This is a genomic window from Corallococcus exercitus (assembly GCF_042231735.1).
GTDB classification, from domain to species: domain Bacteria; phylum Myxococcota; class Myxococcia; order Myxococcales; family Myxococcaceae; genus Corallococcus; species Corallococcus exercitus_B.
The window spans coordinates 5,597,264-5,617,239 of the sequence record NZ_CP102577.1 but is presented as its reverse complement, the minus strand read 5'-3'; the positions used below and the strand labels follow the sequence as shown (position 1 = coordinate 5,617,239).

The 19,976-nt window shown below is 71.3% G+C and carries 13 protein-coding genes; 6 read left to right on the top strand and 7 right to left on the bottom strand.

From position 1 onward, the window contains the following. Positions 1-114: 114 nt before the first annotated feature. The 3 genes from fumC (at position 115) to NR792_RS21965 (ending at position 2,740) form a co-directional block, all read left to right on the top strand. Positions 115-1,512 (top strand): class II fumarate hydratase, encoded by a 1,398-nt coding sequence (gene fumC, locus NR792_RS21975; protein ID WP_375754634.1) that lies wholly within the window; start codon positions 115-117, stop codon positions 1,510-1,512. A gap of 93 nt (positions 1,513-1,605) precedes the next feature. Next, entirely contained in the window at positions 1,606-2,205 is a 600-nt protein-coding gene (clpP, locus tag NR792_RS21970; protein WP_223744146.1) for an ATP-dependent Clp endopeptidase proteolytic subunit ClpP, read from the top strand. A gap of 127 nt (positions 2,206-2,332) precedes the next feature. After that, the gene (locus NR792_RS21965; RefSeq protein WP_375754633.1) at positions 2,333-2,740 is read left to right on the top strand and encodes a hypothetical protein; all 408 of its coding nucleotides are present in this window, start codon (positions 2,333-2,335) and stop codon (positions 2,738-2,740) included. A 3-nt stretch (positions 2,741-2,743) separates the two neighbouring features. Here the strand turns inward: NR792_RS21965 and NR792_RS21960 are convergent, their stop codons facing one another. The 5 genes from NR792_RS21960 to NR792_RS21940 form a co-directional block, all read right to left on the bottom strand. Beyond that, positions 2,744-4,648, bottom strand: coding sequence for a bifunctional metallophosphatase/5'-nucleotidase (locus tag NR792_RS21960; RefSeq protein WP_375754631.1), 1,905 nt, complete (start codon positions 4,646-4,648; stop codon positions 2,744-2,746). A gap of 303 nt (positions 4,649-4,951) precedes the next feature. Then, positions 4,952-5,398, bottom strand: coding sequence for a DUF3293 domain-containing protein (locus tag NR792_RS21955; protein ID WP_375754630.1), 447 nt, complete (start codon positions 5,396-5,398; stop codon positions 4,952-4,954). Then, a complete protein-coding gene (locus tag NR792_RS21950) occupies positions 5,391-6,983 on the bottom strand; it encodes an MBL fold metallo-hydrolase (RefSeq protein WP_375754629.1) in 1,593 nt (530 codons plus the stop codon). The genes NR792_RS21955 and NR792_RS21950 overlap by 8 nt, the downstream gene beginning before the upstream one ends. Before the next feature lie 136 nt (positions 6,984-7,119). Next, positions 7,120-7,638, bottom strand: a complete 519-nt coding sequence (locus tag NR792_RS21945; protein WP_375754628.1) for an ester cyclase — start codon at positions 7,636-7,638, stop codon at positions 7,120-7,122. Continuing rightward, complete coding sequence (locus NR792_RS21940) at positions 7,635-10,049, bottom strand: acyl-CoA dehydrogenase (RefSeq protein WP_375754627.1); 2,415 nt, start codon at positions 10,047-10,049, stop codon at positions 7,635-7,637. The genes NR792_RS21945 and NR792_RS21940 overlap by 4 nt, the downstream gene beginning before the upstream one ends. A 151-nt stretch (positions 10,050-10,200) precedes the next feature. On the opposite strand from NR792_RS21940, the gene NR792_RS21935 reads away from it, so the two are divergent. Beyond that, complete coding sequence (locus NR792_RS21935; protein ID WP_375754626.1) at positions 10,201-11,469, top strand: phosphatidylserine/phosphatidylglycerophosphate/cardiolipin synthase family protein; 1,269 nt, start codon at positions 10,201-10,203, stop codon at positions 11,467-11,469. A 3-nt stretch (positions 11,470-11,472) separates the two neighbouring features. On the opposite strand, the gene nth is transcribed toward NR792_RS21935, so the two are convergent. Then, positions 11,473-12,243 carry an endonuclease III domain-containing protein gene (gene nth, locus NR792_RS21930; RefSeq protein ID WP_375754625.1) on the bottom strand — a complete coding sequence of 257 codons (771 nt, stop codon included), beginning with the start codon at positions 12,241-12,243 and terminating at the stop codon, positions 11,473-11,475. Between the two features lie 1,052 nt (positions 12,244-13,295). On the opposite strand from nth, the gene NR792_RS21925 reads away from it, so the two are divergent. Then, positions 13,296-13,583 carry a hypothetical protein gene (locus NR792_RS21925; protein WP_375754624.1) on the top strand — a complete coding sequence of 96 codons (288 nt, stop codon included), beginning with the start codon at positions 13,296-13,298 and terminating at the stop codon, positions 13,581-13,583. Positions 13,584-13,586: 3 nt separating this feature from the next. On the opposite strand, the gene NR792_RS21920 is transcribed toward NR792_RS21925, so the two are convergent. Continuing rightward, complete coding sequence (locus tag NR792_RS21920) at positions 13,587-14,087, bottom strand: GNAT family N-acetyltransferase (protein ID WP_375754623.1); 501 nt, start codon at positions 14,085-14,087, stop codon at positions 13,587-13,589. Between the two features lie 166 nt (positions 14,088-14,253). Here NR792_RS21920 and NR792_RS21915 point away from each other — a divergent pair, with 166 nt between their 5' ends. Then, on the top strand, positions 14,254-19,974 hold the full coding sequence (locus NR792_RS21915; protein ID WP_375754622.1) for a hypothetical protein: 5,721 nt from the start codon (positions 14,254-14,256) through the stop codon (positions 19,972-19,974). Positions 19,975-19,976 lie beyond the last annotated feature (2 nt).

Here is a 19,976-nt window from a genome sequence, read left to right as displayed (position 1 = left end):
TCCTCGCTCGCCGAGCGTTGGGGATGCGGCATCCGCCCGTCACTCCGTCCTGCCGGGACGGGGCGGCGGTGTTAATCGCGCGGGACATCGTTCCTGTCTGGGAAAGGCGCCACCGTGAGCACGAAGAACGTTCGCATCGAGAAGGACACCTTTGGTCCCATCGAAGTCCCCGCCGACCGGCTCTGGGGCGCGCAGACGCAGCGCAGCCGTCAGAACTTCGCCATCTCCTCGGAGCGCATGCCCCTGGCGCTCGTGTACGCGCTGGTGCTGGTGAAGAAGGCCGCCGCGCTCGTGAACCAGGAGAACGGCTCGCTGTCCCAGGAGAAGGCCCAGGCCATCGTGAAGGCCGCGGATGAGGTGCTCGCCGGCCAGCACGACGAGGAGTTCCCCCTGCTGGTGTGGCAGACGGGCAGCGGCACCCAGACGAACATGAACTGCAACGAGGTGCTGGCCAACCGCGCCTCGGAAGTGCTGGGCGGTGAGCGCGGGGAGGGGCGCAAGGTCCACCCCAACGACGACGTCAACAAGGGCCAGAGCTCCAACGACGTGTTCCCCACCGCGATGAGCGTGGCCGCCGTGGAGGTCGTGGTGAAGCAGGTGCTGCCGGAGCTCCAGGCCCTGCGCGACGTGCTCGCGCAGAAGTCCCAGGCCTTCCAGTCCATCGTGAAGATTGGCCGCACGCACCTGCAGGACGCGACGCCGCTCACCCTGGGCCAGGAGTTCAGCGGCTACGTGGCGCAGCTGGACCGCGCCAGGGGCCACATCGAGGCCTCCCTGCCGCACCTCTTGGAGCTGGCGCTGGGCGGCACCGCCGTGGGCACCGGCCTCAACGCGCCCCCGGGCTACGCCGAGCGCGTGGCGGCCGAAATCGCGAAGCTCACCGGCCACGCCTTCGTCACCGCGCCCAACAAGTTCGAGGCGCTGGCCGCCAACGACGCGCTGGTGCAGGCGCACGGCGCGCTCAAGGGGCTGGCGGCGGTGCTGTTCAAGGTGGCCAACGACATCCGCTGGCTGTCGTCCGGGCCGCGCTCGGGCATCGGGGAAATCAACATCCCGGAGAACGAGCCGGGCAGCTCCATCATGCCGGGCAAGGTGAACCCCACGCAGAGCGAGGCGCTCACCATGCTGTCCGCCCAGGTGATGGGCAACGACGTGGCCATCTCCCTGGGCGGCGCGTCCGGCAACTTCGAGCTCAACGTCTTCAAGCCCCTCATCATCCAGAACTTCCTGCAGAGCTGCCGCCTGCTCGCGGACGGCATGCGCAGCTTCCGCCTGAACTGCGCGGTGGGCATCGAGCCCAACCTCCCGCGCCTCCAGGAGAACCTCCAGCGCAGCCTGATGCTCGTCACCGCGCTCAACCCGCACATCGGCTACGACAACGCGGCGAAGATCGCCAAGACGGCGCACAAGCAGGGCAAGACGCTGAAGGAGGTGGCGGTGGAGCTGGGGCTCGTCACCGCCGAGCAGTTCGACCAGTGGGTGCGCCCGGAGAAGATGACCGGGAACCTGTAGGCCCTCCTGCGACCCGCCCAAGCGTGGGGCAGCGCACGCTCCGGCAAGAAGGGGGGAGCGCGCGGGATGGGGGACGATTAGGGTACGGGAGCCATGAACGTCCCCTTCGTCATTGAGACCACGCACCGCGGCGAGCGGGCGTACGACCTCTACAGCCGTCTGCTCAAGGACCGCATCATCCTCCTGGGCACGCCCATCAACGACGATGTGGCCAACCTCATCGTCGCCCAGCTGCTGTTCCTGGAGTCCGAGGACCCGGACAAGGGCATCAACCTCTACATCAACTCGCCCGGTGGCTCCGTCACGGCGGCGCTCGCGATGTATGACACGATGCAGTACGTCAAGTGCCCCGTGTCCACCATCTGCGTGGGCCAGGCGGCCTCCGCGGGCGCGCTGCTGCTGCTGGCGGGCTCCAAGGGCAAGCGCTACGCCCTGCCCAACAGCCGCATCATGATCCACCAGCCGCTGGGCGGCGCGCAGGGTCAGGCGACGGACATCGACATCCAGGCGAAGGAAATCCTGCGTCTGCGCACGTACCTCAACGGCCTGTTCGTGAAGCACACGGGCCACACCATCGAGCGCATCGAGAAGGACACCGAGCGCGACTACTTCATGAGCGCCGAGGAGGCCCGGCAGTACGGCCTCATCGACGAGGTCGTGGAGCGCGCCTCCGGCGTGCCGACGCCCAAGTAGGTTTGCATTCCAGCGGGGACCGGAGGAGCAGGCCCCGCGCCGTTCCTCCGGGCAGGCATGCGACAGGTGGCGGTTTCGCAAGCCGCCCCACGGTGCAGCTTGACGAAGGCGTGCCCAAGGTTCGGGCATGCTGCCCCGCCTCTTCGCCGCTGCTCTGCTGCCTGCCCTCCTGGCGGGTGTGGGTTGTGCCACTGGCCCCACGGGCCGCCCGCCCGTGCCGCCCAGCTCCCAGGCGGTCCAGGAGGAGCTGGGCGAACGCAACGTCGTCGACGCGGGCGCGGAGTACGCCCGCCAGAACGGCCTGGTGCTGGCGCAGAGCGGCGAGGCGGTGCGCATCCGCCCCAACTACTGGCGGATCCGCTTCGCGCTCCCGGAGGAGGGCTCCGGGAAGTTCCTGGAGCTGGACTTCGATGAGCTGGCGCAGCAGGTGACGGGGGCACGGCGCCTGGACATCAGCTCCGCCCAGTCGCCCATCCCCCGCACCTCCCTGCCCAGCGAAGCGAGCCCCGCGACGGGGGGCTCGGGTCCCCAGTGACGGCTACGGCAGCCGCGTGACGCGGTCGAGCGCCGGGGCCGGCAGCGGCGCGGCCTCCGAGCTCTTCGCGCTGAGGTACGCCTCCAGCGCGTCCGAGTCCACGACGCCGCCCACCGGGTTGGTGCCCTCCGTGAGGACGGTGAAGCCGTCGCCGCCGGGGGCGAGGAAGCTGTTGATGGTGACGCGGTAGTTGGCGGCCGGGTCCAGCGTCGCGCCGTTGAGCTGGATGCTGGCGGGGTCCACCTTGGAGCCCGCGGGCGCGGACGCGCTGAACGCGTACTGGAAGCCCACGGACGGGTGGAGGATGCGCGGGCTGGCGAGCTGGAACTGCTGCTCCAGCAGGCGCTCGATCTGAGCGCCCGTCAGCGTCACGGTGACCAGGGTGTTGCCGAAGGGCTGCACGGTGAAGGCCTCGCCGTAGGTGACGGCGCCGTTGTCATTGGGGTCCGCCGGGTTGCGCACCAGGTCCGTGCGCACGCCGCCCGGGTTCATGAAGGCAATCTGGGCGCCGCCCACGTTCGCGCCCTTGGTGGCCTCCAGCTGCGCGTCCGCGATGACGAAGCCCATCGTGGACTGGCCGCTGGGGTCCGTCTGGATGTTGCCGCGGAGGAGCGTCTGGGAGATGTAGCCGATGACGCGGTTTTCCAGCTGCGTGGTGAGGCCCCTGTAGCGGGTGATGAGCTCGTTGATGTCCGAGTCGGGCGTCACGGTGCGGGTGACGATGACGTTCTGGGCCTGGGCCTTCACCACCTGGCCGGAGGCCGCGTCCAGCGTCAGGTCGATGTCCGTGACGAGCCGGCCCACCGACGCGGCGCTGGTGACGAGCTTGCCGCTCAGCGTGCAGTTGTAGGCTTGGTGCGTGTGGCCGCTGACGATGACGCTCACCGCGGGGTCCAGGTTCTTCGCGATGTCCACGATGGGGCCGGTGAAGCCCTTGCACTCGTTGTAGAGCGAGTCGACGCCCGGCGTGCCGCCCTCGTGCACGACGACGACGACGGCGTTCACGCCCTGCGCCTTGAGCTCGGGGACGAGCGCGTTGACGGTCTCCACCTCGTCCTTGAACTGGAGGCCGGCGATGCCCGTGGGCGTCACGAGGTTCGTCGTGCCTTCCAGCGTCATGCCGACGAAGGCGACCTTCACGCCTTCGAAGGTGCGCACGTCGTAGCGCGGGAAGAGGGTGCGGTCCGGGCCGGTGGCCACGTTGGCCGCGAGGATCTTGTACTTCGCGCCGGTGAAGCCGGTGCCGTCCTGGCAGCCGTCCTTCGGGTGGCAGCCGCCGTTCTGCATGCGCAAGAGCTCCGAGCCGCCCTCGTCGAACTCGTGGTTGCCCACGGCGGCGATGTCCAGGCCGATTTGGTTCATGGCCTCGACGGTGGGCTCGTCGTGGAAGAGCGCGGAGAGCAGCGGCGTGGCGCCGATGAGGTCACCCGCGGACACCACGACGGAGTTCGGGTTCTTCGCGCGCAGCTCCGCGATGTAGCGGGCGAAGTACACCGCGCCGCCCGCGTTCACGCGGCTGGCCGTGTCCACGCCGCCGTCCGCCAGGAGGCGCTCGTGAATCTGGCCGCCAGTGCCGGTCGCGGGCTCCAGCTGCCCGTGGAAGTCGTTGAAGGCGATGATCTTCACGGCGACCGTGCCGCCGGTGCCCGCGTCCTCCGTGCCGGTGCCCGCGTCCGTGTCCCCGCCCGGCGGAGGCGGGAAGGTGACGGCCTGGCAGACGTGGTCCACGCAGGTCCAGCCCTGGCCTTCCGGCGCGGGGTTCTGCTCCTGGCAGTCGAAGGCGTTGACGCACTCGTTGCTGCCGCAGCCGCCGTGGAAGGCGAGCAGCAGGCCGGTGACGAACGCACCGGCGAGGAGGAAGACGCTGGGACGCGCGACATCACGCGCGCGGGGGACGGAAGGCTGCATCGAGGCGGCTCCTGGGGTGGGAAGCGGTGTACGCGGCAAAGCGCGAAACCCTGGCAGCGTTGCGTGGCGCGGGTGTGAGGGCCGGGTTCCGAATGGGTGTCGTCCGGGCGGATGTGGCCTGGACGACACCCAGTATCGGGTCAGGGGCGGAAGCGCTCCAAGCCCCAAGCCTCCATGCGGACCCCCTCCGACACCCGGAGAGGTCCAAACCTGTCCGACTGTCGGACAGGTTCGCGCGGTCCGCCCCCGGCGGGGGCCTCCGCGGGATTCTCACCTTCTCACCTTCTCAACCAGGGACAGGCTTCAGGTCGGAGGGCTTGAGCACGGCACCAGCTCCGCCGCGCCGCCCACGGTGCCCCAGAGCACGGCCTCCTGGTCGAACAGCCGGCCCATGCGCAGGGCTTCATCGCGGGACAGGCCGGGGACGAAGAGGCTCTCCTCGAACCAGCGCCGGTCGTCGGCCACGCCCACGGCGGACACGCTCGGATGGCCCTGGGCTTCGAGCAGCGCGATGAGGCGCTGTTGAAGGCGCGCGTTGGTGTCGGGCGGGCACGGCTGCGCGCGGGGGTTCCACGCGGTGATGAAGGCCCAGGTGGTGAAGCCGTGCGCGGTGAGCGCGGCGTCGAGCGCCGGGTGCGCGGCGTCCACGCGCAGCACGTGCTCGCGGTTGCCGACGAGCGGGTGCGGGCGCACGACGTAGGCCGTGGCCCTGAAGGCCGCGTGCAGCGCGGCCCTCCGCACGTCACTCATGCGGAGTCGCGACCGTCGCCCCCACACCCAACGGAGCGGGCACGTCCGATGGTGGGGTCGCGGGCTGCGTCGCCGCGCCCTGCGGAGCGGACGTCGCCGCGTTCATCGCCGGAGGACTCGCGACAGGGGGTTCGGCCTGCGGAGTCGCGAGCTGCGTTCCCGCACCCTGCGGAACGGGAGCTGCCGTGCCCGGCGTGGCTTGCGGAGCCGCGACCGTCGGGCTCGCTCGCTGTGGACCCACGGGGGACGGTGCTGGCTGCGCATTCGGAGTCGTGGGCTTCGCGGCCTGCGGGCTCACGGTGGTGGGGACCGGAAGGAGCGGCAGCGCCGGGTGTCCTTCGCGGAGCTTCGGCGGAATCTGGCTGGCCACGATGGGGGCCTCCTCCGCGGTCTTCCACGGGCGGTCGGGCCACCAGCGCTCCACGGGCGGAGGCGCCAGCGCGAGGAAGTCCTGCCCGGGCCGGGGCGCGGTGATGCCCACGCCGTCGTGCTTCGCGGCCACCAGCGAGCGCTCGATGGGCTCCGTCCAGCCGTGGTACGCCAGCGTCACCAGCCCCCAGTGCACTGGCAGCAGCAGCCGGCCCTTCACCAGCCGGTGGGCGAGCACCGCCTGCTCCGGCCCCAGGTGCCAGTCCGGCCAGCCCGCGCCGTACTGACCCGTTTCAATCATCGTCAAATCAAACGGCCCCAGCTTCGCGCCAATCTCCTCCATCGCGGGGAACAGGCCCGTGTCGCCGGAGTAGTAGACGCGGTGCTGGGGCCCCACCAGCGCCCAGCCCGCCCACAGCGTCTTGTCCTGCTGGAGGAAGCGGCCCGAGGCATGCCGCGCGGGCGTGCACACGATGTCCAGCCCCTTCACCTTCGTGCGCTCCCACCAGTCCAGTTCCACGATGCGGCTGGCCGGCACGCCCCAGTATTCCAGGTGCGCGCCCACGCCCAGCGGCACCACGAACGTGGTGTTCCAGTCCTTCATCGCCGTGATGGTGGCGAAGTCCAGGTGGTCGTAGTGGTCGTGCGAAATCACCACCGCGTCGATGGGCGGCAGCGCGTCCAGCGCGATGGGCGCGGGGAACCAGCGCTTCGGGCCAATCCACTCCAGCGGCGACGTGCGCTCGCCCCACACGGGGTCCGTGAGCACGCGGTGCCCGTCCACCTCCACCAGCGTGGACGAGTGCCCCAGCCAGGTGACGCGCAGCCCGTCCTCGGGCGGCGTGGCGAAGCGCTTCGGGTCGATGCGGTCCACCACCACCGGCATCCGGGGCGTGCTCTCCGGGCTCGAGTGGAACAGGTCCGTCAGCGTCCGCTCCCAGTTGTTGAGGATGGGCTGCGGGTTCACGAACCCCCCGTCCTGCCACTGCGGCGAGCGCGTCAGCCGCTCCAGCCGCGCCCCTTCCGGTGCCCTGCCGAACGCACGCCACCCGTCGATGACGACAATCGCCAGGAACGCGGCGAGCAGCAGCAGGCCCCACCCCAACAGGCGCAACAACCGGCCGCCCCAGGACGGCCGTTGGCCGTAAGAGGGAAAGGCCGTGCGGAAGGCCTTCTGTCGGGCCTTGTCCGCGGCCCGCATGGGTCCCGCGTTCATCCTCATTCCCGGACCCTGATGGCTCCGGTGCATGGGTGTCAATGGGGAGACGTTTCGACGGTGCCCGGTTTTTCCTGACTCCGGCGGCGTCGGGCCCGACCCGTGGCCGTTCAGCGGGTCACCGGGTCAGGACGCTTCAGGGGTCTGGCGGGACGATCTTGAACCCGCGCTGGAGCAGCGGGGCCAGCCGGTCGGTGAGGTCCCAGGACTCCACCAGCCGCCCGTCGCGCAGCCGGTACAGCGAGTCCCCGTGGAACGTGACCGGCCGGGACTTGCCGTCGATGGTGGGCGGGCCCTGGGTGTCCGTGCCCGTCGCGCGCCAGCGCACCAGCACCCAGTCGTCCTCCGCCATCACGTGGAGCAGCTCGAACTTCAGGTCCGGGAAGAGGGTGAAGCCCTGCTCCGCCTGGGTTCGCACCACCTCCGGGCCGCGCAGTTCCCGGGGCGCGCCCTCGGAGCGGTCCACGAAGTCGGCGGCGACGTACTCCGGGATGCGCTCCAGGCGCTTCTGGTTGTAGATCTCCTCGGTGAACAGGCGGGCGCGCTCCTTGTTGGACTCGCCCACCTGCCGGGCCCGCTCCGCCGGGGAGACCGTCGCGCAACCGGTCATCCCCACGAGCCCCAACACCACCCACGACACAACACGGGTCCTCATGACGCGCGGGAATCTGCCGGGCCCGCACGGGCGCTGTCAGCCGCCTTGTCGTCGAACCGTTCACCGCCGGGCGCCAGCCGCCCCAGGCCGATGGGCGCCGCCAGCAACGTGTCCGGAATCCCGAACGCGTCCACCAGCCCCACGGCGTCCGAGCGCAGCTCCTCGCACAGCTTCACGCGCTCCTTGCGGATGGCCTGGGCCTTGGGGGCCGTGAGCCAGCTGTGCTCCAGGAACCAGCCGCTGGCGGACTCCAGGCAGGACAGCCCGAAGAGGTCCGCCATGCGCCCCAGCACCGGCTTGAGCGCTTCGTCCTTCACCGCCGCCACGCCGCGCAGGAACTGCTCCAGCACGATGCGCTCCACGCTCGCGTGCGCCAGGGCCAGCAGGTGCGCCTGCACCTGGTTGAAGGCCTCGAAGGCCTCCACGCCCGCGGTGAGCCGCTTGCGGATGCGCTTGGACACCGACGCGAGCAGGGCCTCCTCGCGGAAGCGCAGGGCGCGCAGCTGGAAGTCGCTGTCGCGCAGGTGGTCCGTGTCCGTGCGCCGGCCCGCGATGGGGTTCCTGTCCGTGAACACCGTGGCGGCCTGATCCACGATGAGGCGCAAGACGGCGAAGACGCGGTCGTCCTCGAAGCGCTGGCGGTAGCCCGTGAGCAGGCCCTTGGCGACCAGCTGCATGAGCACGGTGTTGTCGCCCTCGAAGGTGGTGAACACGTCCGTGTCCGCCTTGAGCGAGGACAGCCGGTTGGCGGTGAGGTAGCCCTGGCCGCCGCACGCCTCGCGGCACTCCTGGATGGTGGCGGTGGCGTTCCACGACGCGTAGGCCTTGAGGCCCGCGGCCAGCGCCTCCACCTCGCGCGCGTCGTCCTCCGTGCGGTGGACGTAGCGGTCCACCAGGTACTCCAGCGCGAAGTCCACCGCGTACGCCTTGGCCACGAGCGGCAGCAGCCGCAGCTGGTGCGACTGGTGGTCCAGCAGGCGCACCTCGGGCGCGCCCTGGGGGCCGAACTGGCGGCGCAGGTCGCCGTAGCGCACGGCGATGGTCAGCGCGCTCTTGGTCGCGGAGAGCGACGCGCACGCCACGCTCACGCGCCCCGCCACCAGCGCGCCCAGCATGGTGAAGAAGCGCTTGGAGTCGCCGGTGATGGAGGACGTGTACTCGCCGGACTCCGTCACCTGGCCGTAGCGGTCGAGCAGGTTGTCGCGCGGCACGCGCACGTGGTCGAACCACAGCCGGCCGTTGTCCACGCCGTTGAGGCCCATCTTCTCGCCGCAGTCCTCGATGCGGATGCCCGGCAGCACCTTGCCGTGAGAATCGCGCAGCGGGACGAGCAGCGCGTGCACGCCCAGCCGCTCCCCGTCCACCTCCAGCTGCGCGAACACGGTGGCCATGCGCGCGTGGCGGGCGGCGTTGCCGATCCACTCCTTGCGCGCGGTCTCCGACGGCGTGTGGATGACGAACTCGCCCGTGGCCGCGTCGTAGCGGGCCACCGTCTCGCAGTCGCGCACGTTGGAGCCGTGGCCCAGCTCGCTCATCGCGAAGCAGCCGGGCAATTCCAGCGAGGCGACCCCGGGCAGGTACTGCTGGTGGTGCCGCTTCGTGCCCAGGAACAGGATGCTGGAGCCGAACAGGCCGAAGTGCACCCCCGCCTTGATGACGAGGCTCAGGTCGAAGAAGGCCATCGTCTCGAACGCGGCGATGAACGCGCCCAGGTCCCCGCCGCCCTCGCGCCCCTTGGGGAAGGCGAGCTGCCCCAGGCCGTCGTTGGCCAGGTGCTTGAGCCAGTCGAAGACCTGGTCGCGGTAGGCGGTGGTGCCGAGCCCTTCCTTGTAGCGGAAGTCCGCGTCCTCCAGCCAACCGCGCACCCGCTGGCGCACGTCCGAGTAGGTGCGCTCCAGCACGGCCGTCATCGCCACGGGGTCGAAGGAGGCCGTGTGCGAGCGGGGCTCCGCGCGCGGGATGCGCGACGCCTTGGGCACCAGCGAGCGCACCGCCTCCTTGCCGTCCACGCCCAGGGTGGCCTCGATGGAGGCCAGGGCCTTGCCCAGCTCCGCCGCGGGGATGCTCAGGGGCGACTCACCCGTGAGCGCCTGGGCCAGCTGCACGCCCAGCTCCGCCAGGTTCTGCTGCTGGCTGCTGGCCAGCTTCTCCGCGGTGGCGCGGATGTGTTCGCGCACGACGGCCAGCTCGCGGGGCGGGGGCGGACGCAGCGGATCCACCCAGAGGGCCAGGATGGAGCTGGACTTGAGGTCCAGCCAGGGCTGGGCGCGGGCCGCGGCGCCCAGGGCCCGCAGCTCGTCGCCCGTCAGCTCGCCGTCCGTCCAGGCGACGTACAGCATGGGGACCAGCGGCGCGAGGCTGGGCAGGGACAACAGCTCCCGGGCGGAGGGGCGAGATGGGGCGTCGAGCATGCAGTCTCTCCAGACGAGGGAACGGAAAGACGGCAGTGTCGCCACGCTGGAACGCTCCGGCAATGACGGAATGGGGACCTGTTCACCGGGCGGAGCGGGGGCCGGGCGGTGACTCCCGGGGGCGAGCGGGCGTCCTTACGTTCCCGGGACCATGAGCGAGCTTACGGACGAGTTGCTGCCCCAGCCGGGGGCGCATGGGTTCGACGGTGGCGACGAGACGCGCAAGCACGAGATGCAGGGCCCGTTCGAGCTGCCCCCCGGGCCCGAGGGCTTCTCGTTCGCGCTCTACCAGGCCACGGGCGTGGCGCTGACGCTGGGGCACCGGATGCACCTCCTGGAGAACAGCGAGGTCTTCGACCGGATGCTGGAGGACATCCGCGCGGCGAAGCACAGCGTGCACATGCTCGTCTACATCTGGCGGCCGTGCGAGCTGTCGGACCGGTTCGTGGAGGCGCTGATGGAGCGCTCGCGCTCGGGCGTGCAGTGCCGCGTGGTGGTGGACCCGGTGGGCAGCGAGGAGACCACCGGGGACAAGGACTTCGACCAGCAGATTGAGAAGCGGCTGACGGACGCGGGCGTGGAGGTGCACTACTACCGGCTGCTCGCGGGCAAGGTGCTGGGGCGGCTGCTGAGCCGGTCGCACCAGAAGATCGTCGTGGTGGACGGGCGCATCGCGTACACGGGCGGCTTCGGCATCTGGAAGGTGTGGGAGGGGGAGGGGCTGAAGCCGGACAACTGGCGCGACACGCACATCCGCGTGGAGGGGCCGGAGGTGCGGCGCATCCAGGTGACGTTCTCCAAGCACTGGATTGAGTCGGGCGGAGGGTTCCTGCCGCGCGAGTGCTTCCCGGAGCTGGAGGCGGACGGGGGCGGGTGCGCGGCGTTCATCGACAGCGCCGGGCGCCTGGGCATCACCGAGGCGGAGCGGATGGTGCGCCTGGTGGTGGCCGCGGCGACGAAGCGGCTGTGGATCGCCAACGCGTACTTCACGCCGCCCAACGACATCCTGGAGCAGCTGGAGGTGAAGGTCCGGCAGGGCGTGGACGTGCGGGTGATGGGCCCGGGGCCGGAGCACGACGTGCCGGTGGTGCGCGCGTCGCAGCGGTCCACGTACGAGCGGCTCCTGGCGGCGGGGGTGCGCATCTGGGAGTACCAGCCGGCGATGCTGCATTCCAAGACGATGCTGGTGGATGACTGGTTGTGCGTCGTGGGCTCCACGAACCTGGATTCGCTGTCGCTCAACAAGTTGAGCGAAGGGTCGCTGGTGTTCGAGGACCGGGAGATTGCTTCGAAGCTGGAGCGATGCTGGGAGAAGGACGTGCGGCATTCCAAGGAGATCTCCCTGCAGAACGGCGGCCGGACGAACCCGTGGCGGAGGTTCGCGCGGCGGGCCACGCAGTGGGCGGGCCACGACCGGTAGCGTTCAGCGGTGGGAGGTGACGCCCTCCTGCCGGCAGTACGGGAGGACGGGGCAGGTGGAGCACTTCGGGCGGGAGCCGGTGCACACGTGCTTGCCGAAGGGGACGAGGAGCCGGTTGAGCTCCACCCAGTAGGGGCGGGGGAGCACGGCCTCGAGCGCGGCGAGCGTGCGCTCTGGCGTGGAGGCCTTCACGTAGCCCCAGCGGTTGGTGACGCGGTGGACGTGGATGTCCACGCTGATGACCTCATGGCCGCAGGCGATGCCGAGCGCCAGGTGCGCGCACTTGGGGCCCACGCCCTTGAAGGACTGGAGCACGTCCGGGTCCGCGGGGAGCTGGCCGTTGAATTCGTCGCGCGTGCGCACGGCGATGGCGTGGACCTGGTGGGCCTTGCCCTCGTGGAAGGTGACAGGGCGGATGAGGGCGTCGATCTCCTCCGGGGTGAGGCGCGCGAGGGCCTCGGGCGTGTGCGCGCGGCCGAGGAGGCGGAGCGCGGCGGGGAGGCTGACCTCATCGAGCGTGCGGATGGAGAGGATGCACGCGATGAGCTGTTCGAAGAGGGAGCCATGGCCCTTCGCGGCGAGCTCGAACATGGCCGCGTCCGCGAAGGAGCGGACTTCGTGGCGCACGCGGCGGAGGACCTCCTCGATGTCGAACGGGAGCTTCTCCGTGCCTGAGGTCGGAGGCGCGGCGTGCGCGGTGCGAGCGCTCTGTGAGCGCGGCGCACGCCGTGGCGCTGTCGTCGTCGTGGACCGGGGTTGCTTCTTGAGTGCCATGCGGGCCTCCTGACCTGTGAAGTTGGGTCCGGAGGACGTGACTGGCCGGGGGCACTTGCCGGGCCGGTGGGCGGGCGGCCAGGCTGGTGGGGTGATGCGGCAACGTCCCTCTTCAATCCTGTGGGGCCTCCTTGGGCTGGTGCTCGCCTGCGCGAGCCCCAGGATTTACTTCCTGAGCAGTGAACTGCCTCAGCTGGAGAACAACCCGAGGCTGATTGTCGCGCCTGGGCCCTGGACGCATCCGGATGTTCCCGTGGTCTATGCGGACATGGGCGCTGTTCCCGATGACCTGGTGCTCCCCGCGCTCAAGACTTTGATGGCGCTTCCAGGGGCCACGGATGCATGTGACGCGAACACGGGCCAGCCTCGACCCGATGCAACCGAGTATTGCCTTGCCGTGTACCGGACGCCGAAGGACTGGCGTGTCTCCTGGCCCGTTCGGAAACTGATGGGGGAGCGAGGAGGCTGTCAGCCCCCGATGGGCGGTGTCGCGGACCAGGACTTCGGAAGCGACCTGCCCATCTTCGGCTTCGCTCACAACCATCCGTGCGGAACGGACATGAGCAGCGCGGACCTGCGTGTGTTCCCCGCGGTCAGACTTGGCGAAGCGCGCTGGACGATGATCCAGTACGCCGTGTCTCCGAGTGGGAAACCTGCTCGGGACTCCCGTGGGCGGCCCATTCCCGCGTGGGCCTGGTTGGCGACCGGGCATGCAGATGCGCCTCGCTTCCTGAAGTGGAACTTCGAAGGAGAGGTCTTCCGCTGGAGCGAGCCGGAGCGAAGCTGGCAGCTTGAGGCCCGTTGCGAGCCCGCGCCTCCCAGCAATATCGGTTCGACCCTTTCTCCTCCGAAGTGCTACCCACGATGATGCGGGCGCAGTGTCTCTGCTGGCGAGGTGCCACTTGCTGAAGCCTCATCACGTCCTGTTGCTGGTGTCGCTCGTGGCGGATGGCGGAAGCACGCCTTCTCGGCCCGATGCCGGGGCTCCTGCACGGCCGGATGGAGGAGTCGTGGCCGGGGCTTCGGATGCAGGCATTTCGTGGCCCACGGACTTGCGCCCGCTCACGACGCTGGACGGTCCCGCGGTCCTGGCGGCCCATGCCGCGCTCCAGCGGGTCCTCTCCCGCTTTCCCAAGCAGGACGCGGGGGCTTGTGAGTCGTCCGCCCGCTCGCTGGACGTGGTGGTGGGCCTGGAGGGGGGCGTCTACTTCGTCCGGGTCGATCGACGGCTCGACCGATGTGGATGGCCTGTGGGCAGCCAACTGGAGTTCGATTGGTTCGAGCTGTACGCGGTGTCACCCGAGGGCAAGGTCCTCGGGCGACGCGCGGTCATGCCGTAGCGCTCAGGACGCCTGGGTGAGGTTCATCGCGTACCAGCGGTCGCAGCCGAAGTGGCCGGTGCGGCCCATGGGGGCGCAGAGCGGTTCGAAGCCGACCTTGCGGTAGAGCTTCTGGGCCTGCTCCATGCCTCCCAGCGTTTCGAGGTAGCACTGCCGGAAGCCGGCGCTCCGCGCGAACTCCAGACAGTGTCTCAACAAGCGCTCGCCCATGCCGTGGCCCCGGGCCGTGGGCAGGAAGTACATCTTGCGCAGCTCGCAGACGTCCGGTGCGCCTCCGTCCAGCGGCGCGATGCCCGCGCCTCCCACCACCTGGCCCCCATGCTCCACGACGAAATACACGTGCCGGGGACGGCTGTACGCGGCGCTCATCGCGTCCACCTCCGGGTCGTGGATCGCGAACCCCGGGCCGTCCGCTCCGAACTCCGGCATCACCGCGCGGATGACCGCGGCCACCGCCGCGTCGTCCCGGGCCTCGATGGGCCTCAACGTCAGTTCCGTGCTCATGACCTGCACGGTCCCATGACTCACGCCCGCCGGCCAGCGGCGCCGGGTGTGCACCTGTGCAGCGCCCTGCACAACCGCCACGCGCCCGACGCACCCCGGTGGGTATCCATCCCGTGCCCTTCCAGGGCATTCTGCGTGGCACGGTCGTTGTAGAGGGGGAAGCTCCATGTACTGTCCTGCCTGCCGACAAGAACGCCTGGGAAGCGCGCGCCAGTGCGTTGTCTGTGGCAATCGTCTCGCCGCCCGAGCCCGGTCCGTCATCGAGGCCGAGCTCGCGCACGTCCACTTCCTCCTGGACGAGGTGCGACGCTGGGACGTCCACGACGTGCCGCCCCACGTCGGCCGCCGCCTCACCGAGCGCTACGAGCGGCAGGCTCGCATCCTCCTCTCCGTCCTCACGGAGACGCCCAGCGACGCGCCGACGTCCGCGCCCGTCGAGGCTCGCAACGAGGCTGTGGCGCCTCAGACGATGGGGGAGGGCGCCGTCGCGCCTGGCCCCGTGGCGCTCCCCACCGTGGATGCGGTTTCCGATGAGGCCCCGGTCGCGCAGGTGGCCGCGAACGTCGTCGCCGATGCCTCCGCTTCCGCTGCTCACGCGGCTGTCTTCGAGGCCTCTGTCGCGAGCGAGTTCGCTGCTTCTGACACCGCTGTCGCCGCGAACGCTCACGCTGCTGTCTCTGACCCCGTTGCCGCTCCGGACGCCCACGCCGCTGTCGCCACCGACGCTGCTGCCGCTTCGAACGCCCACGCCGCCTCCGCCGCGACGGGGCCCTCCGTCGTCCGCTTCACCACGCTCGACCTCGCCGCGGCCCTGGGCATCGCGCCTCCGACTCCTGGGCTCCCCCGCGTCGCTCACGCTTCGAACGCGGCGCGTGCTTCCGCTGAGTCCCGCGCGCGGAGCGTGAACGAACAGCGCGCGGCCCGTCAGCTGCCTCCGAACCCGGGCGAAGCGTTCATGGAGCCTCCCGCTCCGAAGAGCCGCACGGCCCGCCTCGTCGAGGAAACGTCGACGTGGAGCCGCGTGTGGCGGCCGTTCCTCTACGAGAGCATCGCGTGGTTCATCGGCGCGTTCCTCATCCTCTCCGGCACGCTCTACTTCGTCTTCGAGTCCTGGGCCGGGATGACGTCCGTCACCCGCTCGCTCACCGTCTTCCTCATGACCGTGGGCTACTCCGTCGGCTTCTCCGTCTGGGGCGGCTACCTCGCCCGCCGCGAATCGCTGCGCAAGCCCGGCCACATCCTCGGCCTCATCGGCTCCGCCGTGGCCCCGCTCGGTGGCGTCGCGCTGGGGCCCCTGGGCTTCGGTGACGCCCTCCAGCTCGACGGCGTGCGCCCCATGCTGCTCGTGCCGCTCCTCTTCGCCTGGTCCGGCGTCGCCGCATGGCTTGCCCGCAAGCCCGCCGAGTCCTTCGACGCGCCCTCGCGGCCGTTCATCCAGCTGGGCCTCGTCGGCGCCACGCTCATCATGGGCCTGGCGCCCGTGGCCGCGCGCGTGGGCGCCCCGGCCGTGTGGCTCAACGCCCTGCCGTGCATCCTCTTCTTCCTGCTGTCGAGCAAGGCCCTCACCACCCCGCGCAAGGGCGATGCGCTCGCGTTCGCGCTCGCAGCGCCCCTGTACCTCACCGCGCTGTTCGCCATCCGCTTGCACCTGGCGCTGGGCGCCACGGGGACCTCCGTCCCTCCTGGCACCTACGCGCCCTTCGTCGCGTTCCTGCTCGCCACCTGCCTGCGCTTCCGCACGCTCGACGCGAAGCGCGCCGCGGATCCGCTCGCGGTCCTCACCGTCGCGCTCCAGGTGGCCTGCCTCGCGGGCGCCATCACCGGCACCCGGCCCTCCTTCTTCTTCACCGCCGCCATCTTCACCGGCACGCTCGTGTCGCTGTCGCGCGGCCCCGTGAACCGGCTGCCGTGGCTCTACCCGGCGTACGTGGGCGCCTACTTCAGCTATGCGTCCAGCGCGCAGCTCATCCCGCACGCACTCACGCTCCTCCTCAATGCCATCAAGACGCGCATGGGCTACCCGCCCGCGGCGCCGCTGCCCCTCCAGTACGGCGCGCTGACGGCCGTTCCGTTCGTGCTCGCGGGCCTGGTGCTCGCGTACTTCTCCCAGAAGCGCGGCGAGCGCACCGGTGACGCGCGTGCCCTGGGGCTCGCGGACGTGCTGCTGCGCTGCACCACCTGGGCCGCGCCGGCGTTCGTGCTCTACTCCCACCTGGGGCCTGACGCGCGCCCCTCCTTCTCCGCCACGCTGGCCCTGGCGGTGATGTCCCTGAGCGCGGGCCTGCTGTTCAAGCGCTTCCCGCTGACCGCCGTGGGCTCGGTGCTCTTCGGCCTGCTGCCGTTCAGCGCCCTGCGCGTCTACGGCGCGGGCCCCGCGGCCATCGTGGCCGGCGTGCTGGCCCTGGGCCTCGCGGGGCTGGTCTGGCGGCTCACGGAGGAGCGCACGCGGCGCTTCGTCTCCGCCGTGGTCGGCGTCCTCGCGACGTCCGCGTTCTGCATCGCGCTGGTCACCCAGCCCATCGCCGCGCCCGTCGTGGGCATGACGCTGGGCAGCGCGGGCGTGCTGGTGGCCGCGCTCCGGCTGCGCGACGAGCGCTTCCTGGCCTACGGCGCGTTCCTCGCGGGCGCCATCCTGCCGAAGCTCGCCTTTGCCCACTCCACGCAGGCGATGGTCGCGGCGATGGTGGGCGGCTCGCTGGTGCTGGCGCTGCTGGGCGAGCGCGGCGGCCTGCTCAAGCGGCTGGGCGTGCCGGCCCTGTTGTACGCGGGGCTCGCCGTGGTGTGGGGCGGGGTTGGCATGGTCTTCATGGGCCCCGTGCTCCTCACCGCCGCCGCGACGGTGGCGGTGACCTCCCGCAGCTTCCCCGGCGTGCGGCCGTTCGCGGTCGTGCTCGTGGGCTTCGCGCTCCTGCCGGACGTGGCGCACGTCTATTCCGTGTGGGGCCTGTCGCCGGGGCTGTCGCTGGGGCTGCTCGTCATCGGCTCGCTCGTGGGCTCCCTCGTCGCCGCGCGCAAGGGCAAGAGCGCGAGCACCACCACCGCGGGCATCCTCGCGCTCATCCTGCCGCTGGTGCCGGTGGCGCTTGCCCCCTACAGCGACCAGTCCCTGTTCCTGCTGGGCGCGGCGCTGGCGGCGCTCTTCACCGCCCGCACGCTGCCCGTGACGCTGGGCCTGCTGCTGGCCACCATCGAGGCCACCGTCGCGCTGCACACGGCGGGACCCCTGGCACTGGTGGGGCTCGCCGCGTTCCTCAGCGTCCTGGCCCTCCTGGACGACGTGCCCGCCGTGCGCCGCATCGCCACGGGCGGCGAGTCCTTCCGCATCGTCGCCACGCTCGGCGCGATGGCGGTGATGGTGGACGCCTCGATGGCCTGGCACGGACACGCGCTGTCGCTGGCGCGCGGCGCCCTGCCGCTCGCGCTCATCGGCCCGGCGCTGCTGCCGCTGTTGTGGACACGTTCGCTGCGCCAGCCCTTCGTCGCGGCGCTGATGGTGCCCTACGGCGTGATGACCGTGGCGGCCTGGCCCATGCCGTTCATGTGGACCGCGCTGTTGCCGCTGTTCCCGTTGCTCGTGGTGCGCGTCGTGGAGCACGTTCCCTCCGTGGCCTCGTTGCTCCTGCGCTCCAGTGAAGAAGGCCCGCGCCACGAGCTGTCCAAGTGGATGCAGGTGGCGCTCGCGTGCCTGGGCGCGGGGATGCTGCTGGTCCCGGAGGTGGACCTGGGCCAGCGCACGGCCCTCTTCTGCGCCATCGCGCTGGTGCCCATGACGGGCCCGCTGCCGTCCGTCCGCGTCATCGCCGCGTCCCTGCTGCTGCTGTTCATCCCGGACGCGCGGCCCTGGGCCACCGGCCTGCTGCTGGCCCTGGCGCTGGCGGAGCACCACGCGCCCCAGGCCCTGGCCACCTTCTTCCGCGGCCCGCGCGACGCGGTGCTGCGCGCTTCGGCCACGGGCTCGGCGCTGGCCATCGCGGCGGTGTCCACGCTGGTGCTGCCGTCCCCCGGCGCGCTGGCGGTCTTCGGCGCGGTGCTGGGGATGTCCGCGTTCCTGCTGTCGCAGCGCTGGCTGCTCACGGCGGCGGTGGCGGCGTTCGCGCTCGCGCCGCTGGGGCAGACGGGGACGCTCTCGGTGGGCGAGTGGCGTCCGGAGGGGGCCGTGCTCGTCGCGCTCGTGGGCCTGGCCTCCGCGCTGCTGTCCGCGCTGTGTCAGTCCGGCGCCGTGCAGCGCGCGCTGACGAACGCCACCGCGCGCCTGACGCCCGGCATCGAGGGCACCTGGAGCGAGCCGCTGTGGGCCGGTGGCGCGGGCACCGTGGCGCTGCTCGTGGGCCTGCGGCTGATGGATGCGGGCCCGGGCGAGCTGCCCCTGTCCGTGGCGCTGGTCGCGGGCGCCGCGTCGCTGACGCTGATGGTGACGCGCGAGCGCCTGATGATGAACGCCGCCACGGCGCTCCTGGGCCTGGTGCTGGTCGCCGCCGTGCCGCCGCTGTGGGCGCCCGCGATGGTGGCGGGCACGGGCCTGGTGCTCGCGGGCGTGGGCTTCTGGCTGGACAGGCGCGGCGTGGCGGTGGGCGCGGCCCTGCACCACGGCGGCGCGGTGCTGGCGCTGGTGTCGCTGGCGGGCCTGCGCTCGCTGAAGCACCCGGGCATGCCGCTGTGCGTGCTCTTCGCGTGGGCCACGGCGTGGGTGGTGGTGATGCGCCGCCGGGACCGCGAGTGGGTGGGGTGGCTGGCGTCCCTCTTCGCCGTGCACGCCTTCATCCTGCATCTCGGCGCGGTGTACTCCACCGGCCGGGGCGCGGAGTTCATCCTCCCGTACTTCGGCGCGGCGACGGCGCTGCTGGCCACGCTGGTGCTGTCCGTGGCGGGCCCGGCGGTCCGCGGGCGGATGGGGCGCGCGTTCTCCGTCATCGCGCTCATCGAAGTGCTGTTCGCGGTCCTGGCGGTGCACCTGCCGGGCGGCGCGTCGCGCGAGGCGTGGGTGGCGTGCGGCGGGCTCGTGTTCCTGCTGTTCGCCCTGGTGCGCCACGCGGCGCGCGAGGAGGACGAAGCCGCCGCGTGGCTCGCGCAGGCGGTGGTGGCGGCGGGCTACTTCTGCGTGCGCTTCATCGGCCTGGGCGCGAGCCCCGACGCCGCGGACAGCCTGGTGTCCATCATGGGCGGCGCGGCCTTCACCGGCCTGTACCTCTTCGTGCGGCGCGAGGGCGCGGGCCTCAAGGCCTTCCGCCGTCCGTCCGTGGCGGGCGCGTGGCTCTTCCCGCTGGCGGGCCTCTTGACGGTGCCGTGGAGCCAGCCGTTCGTGGCGATGGCGCTGCTCGTGGGCTACGCGGCGCACTTCGCGGCGCTCGCGGCGTTCACGAAGCAGAAGGGGCCTGCGTCGCTGATGTCCGTCGCGGCCTTCAACACGGCGCTGTACCTCGTGTGGCTGGGCACCGGCTCCGGCGAGCCGCAGTACTACGCCATCCCCGCGGGTCTCTCCCTGCTCCTGCTCCTGCGCGTCTTCCGCAAGGGGCTGTCGCAGGACGCCTACGCGCAGCTGCGCGCCCTGGCGGTGACGGGCATCTACGTGGCGGGCGCGTGGAAGCCGCTGCTCTTCAACGACGGCGAGGCGATGCTCCTGTGCGTCTTCCTCTGCCTCGTGGGCGTGGGCGCGGGCATCGCGCTGCGGATCCGCTCCTACGTGTACCTGGGCTCCGCGTTCCTGGTGACGGCGGTGGCCGCCAACCTGGTGCGCTTCGGCATGCGCGACCACCGCGTGGGCGCCGCGTTCCTGTCGCTCCTGGGCCTGCTGGTGGTGGGATTCATGGTGGTGCTCAGCGCCCACCGCGCAGCCCTGCTCCAGAAGTACGCGCGGGTGCGCGACCTGCTCGCGACCTGGGAGGGATGATC